Source organism: Endozoicomonas sp. SESOKO3 (assembly GCF_024606255.1).
Genome location: NZ_JAHHPR010000330.1, coordinates 1 through 1,513 on the forward strand (window position 1 = coordinate 1; position 1,513 = coordinate 1,513).

Genomic DNA, 1,513 nt, shown 5'->3' on the forward strand with positions numbered 1-1,513 from the left:
AATAACAATACTGGCCACAGCAGCCAGAGGGCCTACCGCATTAGCGACATCGTTGGAGCCGTGGGCAAAAGCCATGGAGCAGGCGGTGAATATCATCATTACGCCGAAGACTCTCTCGACACTGGAAAAGTGGAAAGCTTTGTCGGCTTGTGCATCTTCCTTGATTTTGGAAAGTGCCATTTTTCCGGCCAGCATGACCAGCAGACCAATCAATAGCGAGAGCAGGCTGCTTTCCTGATAATCCAGAGGCAGACCAATATGCTTGAGCCCTTTAGTCAGGGTCACCATGGCCATCATAAAACCAACCAGAAACATATAGATTGGTACATAACGTTTGGCATTTCGGAAAGGGTTGTCTGTATCCAGTATGAGTTTCTGGACGCTCATGAAAATCATGAAGGAAATAAAGCCAGACATGATCGGGGAGACAACCCAGCTGGCAACGATTGAGCTGACTTTTCCCCAGTTCACGGCATCTACCGAGATGCTGACAGCCGCAAAGCCGACGATGGCACCAACAATGGAGTGTGTAGTCGATACCGGCCAGCCGTAATGGGTGGCAACCAGTAGCCAGGTTCCCGCAGCCAGCAGGGCTGCCATCATGCCGTAAACCAGCAGCTGTGGATTCTCCAGTAGTGCTGGCATGTCGGGATCAATGATCCCTTTTCTGATGGTATCAGTAACCGATCCTCCGGCCAGATAGGCGCCCAGAAACTCGAGGCAGATGGCAATGATAATGGCCTGCCTGATGGTCAGAGCCTGGGAACCGACCGAGGTTCCCATGGCATTGGCGACATCGTTAGCCCCCACGCCCCATGCCATGAAGAAACCAAACAGACAGGCCAGAACCAGCAGTATCGTTCCATACTCAGCGATAATGCTCATGGATGTTATTCCAGTCAATAGAGTTAACGGGCAAGCAGCAATTGAAGATAACTGCCAACTCTTGATGCTCGATCTGCCAGGTCACCGACCCAGTCAATAATTTTGTAGAGGAAAATGACATCCACAGGTGGGAGGTCTTTTTCCAGTTTGAATAGAATTTTTCTGACTTCAATCTGATGTTTGTCGGTATCGCTTTCTATTTGGTCCAGCTCTTCAATGAGTTCTTCGACCAGACTGACTTCCCTTCCCCTGAAGCCGGTCTCAAGCAGCTCATCAAGTTCATCCATGGCTCTGACTGCCTGAGCAGAAGTGGCGATGGAGCGCTTCAGGTAGTCAAGAAAAGCCTCTCTCATTTCCTGGGGTATCATCATTTGTCTGCCCAGCACAATGCCTGCAATATCCTTGGTCCTGTTCGCTACTTTATCCTGCACTGTCACGATCTCCAGAAGATCATTTCTGGGCACTGGCAGAAACAGGCTTTTGGGCAGGGAGAGGCGAACATTCTTTTTGATGACATCAGCCTCGTGCTCCAGTTCTACGATGGTTTGCTGAATACTTTCAACTTCCTGCCAGTCGCCTTCAAATGCTGCTTTGAAAAACGGTTCCAGCTGTATGGCGCATTCGTGCG

2 protein-coding genes are annotated in these 1,513 nt (G+C 50.0%); both read right to left on the reverse strand.

Annotated features, from left to right (window positions below; translation table 11 throughout):
- On the reverse strand, window positions 1-885 hold an 885-nt coding region (locus KDK18_RS05840; RefSeq protein ID WP_257253879.1), incomplete at its 3' end, for an inorganic phosphate transporter.
- Between the two features lie 23 nt (window positions 886-908).
- Window positions 909-1,513, reverse strand: a 605-nt coding sequence (locus tag KDK18_RS05845; protein WP_257253880.1) for a TIGR00153 family protein, incomplete at its 5' end; no start/stop codon positions are given.